The sequence below is a fragment of the Streptomyces sp. CA2R106 genome (assembly GCF_037034245.1).
Lineage (GTDB): Bacteria > Actinomycetota > Actinomycetes > Streptomycetales > Streptomycetaceae > Actinacidiphila.
Genome location: NZ_JBAGKC010000079.1, coordinates 1 through 4,127, shown reverse-complemented (window position 1 = coordinate 4,127; position 4,127 = coordinate 1). Strand labels below are relative to the sequence as shown.

At 76.3% G+C, this 4,127-nt stretch carries 1 protein-coding gene; it reads left to right on the top strand.

Annotated elements, in window-relative coordinates:
• Positions 1 to 4,127, top strand: a 4,127-nt coding sequence (locus tag WA788_RS35010; RefSeq protein ID WP_443034146.1) for an amino acid adenylation domain-containing protein, incomplete at both ends; no start/stop codon positions are given.

Below are 4,127 nucleotides of genomic sequence, written 5' to 3'. Positions count from 1 at the left end.
CGTTGATCCGGCGCATCCGGCGTATGTGATCTACACGTCGGGTTCGACGGGGCGGCCCAAGGGCGTGGTCGCCACCCACGGCGGACTGCTCAACCTGCTCGCCAACCAGCTTCCGCTGATCTTCCGGGCGAAGCGGCGGATGCGCGTCGGCCTGACCACCTCGGTGTCCTTCGACGCCTCCTGCGACCAGCTGCTCGCACTCTTCGCGGGCCACGAACTGCACGTCCTGGACGAGGCGACCTGGACCGATCCGGACGCCTACCTCGCCTACGCCGCGCGGGTCGGCCTGGACACGGTCGGCGGCACCCCCTCCTACCTGCACGTCCTGGTCGAGCACGGCCTGCTGGACCACCCGCGGTGGCGCCCGTCGATGGTGGGGCTCGGCGGCGAGGCCGTTCCCGAGCCGCTGTGGGAGCGGCTGCGCGCGGCCGACGGGGTGCTCTCGCTGAACTACTACGGGCCCTCCGAGTGCACCGTGGACTGCGTCTGCGCGCCGCTCGCGTCGAGCCCGCGGCCGGTGATCGGCCGGCCGCTCGGCGGCACCCGGCTGCATGTGCTCGACGGCGGCCTGCGGCCGGTCCCGCCCGGCGTGGCCGGGGAGTTGTACGTCGCCGGCGCGGGTCTGGCGCGCGGCTACCTCGACCGGCCCGGCCTGACCGCCGGGCGGTTCGTGGCCGACCCCTACGGTCCGGCCGGCAGCCGGATGTACCGCACCGGCGACCTGGTGCGGTGGGGCGCGGACGGGAACCTGGAGTTCCTCGGCCGCGGCGACGACCAGGTCAAGGTGCGCGGCTTCCGGATCGAGCCCGGCGAGATCGAGGCCGCCCTCGCCGCACACCCGCAGGTCGCACGGGCCGCCGTGGTCGTACGCTCCGACCGCGGCCAGGACGCCCGCCTGGTCGCCTACGTGCAGCCCGCAGCCCGGGAGCAGTCCGCAGCCGGGGAACAGTCCGGAGCCGGGCAGCCGCTCGCAGCCGGGCAGCCGCCCCGGGCGGAGGACCTGCGGGCCCACCTGCGCGGCCAACTGCCGGACTACATGGTGCCGTCCGTGTTCGTCCTGCTGGACGCCCTGCCGCTGAACACCAGCGGCAAGCTCGACCGGCGCGCCCTGCCCGCGCCCGAGGCCGCCGCGACCGGGGCCGGCCGGGCACCGCACACGCCCCGGGAACAGGTCCTGGCGGGCCTGTTCGCCGAGGTGCTGGGCCTGCCGCGGGTCTTCGCCGACGACGACTTCTTCGACCTCGGCGGGCACTCCCTGCTCGCCACCCGGCTGGTCGCCCGGGTCCGGGTGACCCTGGGCGTCGAACTGGAGCTGCGCGCCCTGTTCCGCACCCCCACGGTGGCCGGGCTGGCCGCCGGCCTGGACGGCGCCGACCGGGCCCGTCTCGCCCTGGGGCGGGCGGAGCGGCCCGCGGTGGTCCCGCTGTCCTCCGCGCAGCGCCGGCTGTGGTTCCTGCGCCAGGTGGAGGGCGCCGACGCGGTCTACAACATGCCGCTGGCGTGGCGGCTTTCGGGCCCGCTGGACCTGGCGGCGCTGGAAGCGGCGCTCGGCGACCTCACCGAGCGGCACGAAACGCTGCGGACGCTCTTCCCGGCCGCCGACGGCGTGCCCCGCCAGCAGGTGCTGGCCGCCGCCGCGGCGCGCCCGGCGCTGCCGCTCACCCCGGCCGGCGAGCAGGACCTGCCGGGCCTGCTGGCGGCGGCCGCGGCGCGCTCGTTCGACCTCGCGGCCGAAGTGCCGCTGCGCGCCGAGGTGTTCGAGCTCGGCGCGGACGAGCACGTGCTGCTGCTGGTCATGCACCACATCGCCGGGGACGGCTGGTCGCTGGGCCCGCTGGCCGCGGACCTGGCCACCGCGTACGCGGCGCGCCGCCGCGGCGAGGCGCCGCAGTGGTCCCCGCTGCCGGTGCAGTACGCCGACTACACGCTGTGGCAGCGCGAGCTGCTCGGCGACCCCGGCGACCCCGACAGCCGGTTCGCCGAGCAGCTCGCGTACTGGCAGCGGCAGTTGGCCGACCTGCCGGAGCAGATCCGGCTGCCCGCCGACCGCCCCCGCCCCGCGGCCCCCTCCGACGCCGGCGGCCACCTGGCCGTCGAACTGGACGCCGACCTGCACGCCGGGCTCGTCCGGCTCGGCCGGGAGCACGGCGCCAGCGTGTACATGGTGCTCCAGGCCGCCCTGGCCGCCCTGCTGGACAAGCTGGGCGCGGGGAACGACATCCCGGTCGGCAGCCTGATCGCCGGCCGCACCGACCAGGCGCTGGACGACCTCGTCGGCTTCTTCGTCAACACCCTGGTGCTGCGCACCGACACCAGCGGCGACCCGGCCTTCGCCGAGCTGCTGGTCCGGGTCCGCGAGGCCGCGCTCGGCGCGTACGCGCACCAGGACCTGCCGTTCGAGCACGTCGTCGAGGCCCTCAACCCGTCCCGGTCGGCCGCCCACCAGCCGCTGTTCCAGGTGCTGCTCGCGCTCCAGAACGTGCCCCGCACCGAGTTCGCGCTGAGCGGCCTGACCGCCGACGTCCTGCTGGTGCGGACCCCGACGACCATGTTCGACCTCGGCTTCCACCTGCTGGAGCGCGGCGGCACCGGCGGCCCGGCCGAGGGCATCGTCGGACGCGTCGAGTACCGCACCGACCTGTTCGACGCCGCCACCGTGGAGGCACTGGTCGCCCGGTGGCTGCGGCTGCTGGCGGCCGTCGTCGCCGACCCGGCCCGCCCGCTGAGCCGGATCGACGTCCTGACCGCCGAGGAGCGGCACGAACTGCTCGTCGCCCGCAACGCCACCGCCCGCCCGCTGCCCGCCACCACCCTGCCCGCGCTGTTCGAGGCGCGGGTGCGGGCCACCCCCGGGGCCCCCGCGCTGCTGTGCGAGGACACCGCGCTGACCTACCGCGAGCTGAACCGCCGGGCCAACCGCCTGGCCCACGCGCTCCTCGCGCGCGGCGCGGGCCCGGAACGGATCGTCGCCCTGCGGCTGCCGCGCTCGGCCGAGCTGGTGGTCGCGATCCTCGCGGTCCTCAAGACGGGCGCCGCCTACCTGCCGGTCGACCCGGACTACCCGGCCGCCCGCATCGCGTTCATGCTGGCGGACGCCCGCCCGGCCGTGGTGCTCGACGACCTCGCGGACCTCGACCCGGCCGGGGAGCTTCCCGAGCACGACCCCGGCGTCCCCGTGGACCCCCGGCACCCGGCCTACGTCATCTACACCTCCGGCTCCACCGGCCGGCCCAAGGCCGTGGTGATGCCCGCCGCCGGCCTGCTGAACCTGCTGGCCTGGCACCACCGGGCCGTCGGCGGCGAACCCGGCACCCGCACCGCGCAGTTCACCGCGATCAGCTTCGACGTCTCGGTGCAGGAAGTGCTCTCCGCCCTGCTCTACGGCAAGACGCTGGTGGTGCCGACCGAGGAGCAGCGCCGCAGCGCCGAACTGCTCGCCCACTGGCTGGACCGGCACCGCGTCGAGGAGCTGTTCGCGCCCAACCTCGTGGTCGAGGCACTGGCCGAGGCCGCCGAGGAGTCCGGGCTCGCCCTGCCCCACCTGCGGCTGGTCGCGCAGGCCGGCGAGGCGATGCGGCGGGGACCCGCCGTGCGCCGCTTCCACGCCGCCCGGGCCGGCCGGGTGCTGCACAACCACTACGGTCCGGCCGAGACCCATGTCATCACCGCCTACCCGCTGCCGGCCGACCCCGCCGACTGCCCGCAGCCGGTGCCGATCGGCCGCCCGATCGCCAACTGCCGGACCTACGTGCTCGACACGGCGCTGCGGCCGGTGGCCCCCGGCGTGCTCGGCGAGCTGTACCTGGCCGGAACCGGCCTGGCCCGCGGCTACCTGGACCGGCCGGGGCTGAGCGCCGGGCGGTTCGTCGCCGACCCGTACGGCCCGGCCGGCACGCGGATGTACCGCACCGGCGACCTGGTGCGCTGGCGGGCCGACGGCGAGCTGGAGTTCGCCGGCCGGGCCGACCACCAGGTCAAGGTGCGCGGCTTCCGGATCGAGCCGGGCGAGATCGAGGCCGAACTGACCGCGCACCCCGGCGTCGCCCAGGTCGCGGTGCTGGCCCGCGAGGACCGGATCGTCGCGTACGTCGTGCCCTCCGACGCGGCCGCGGCGAGCGCCGGGACGC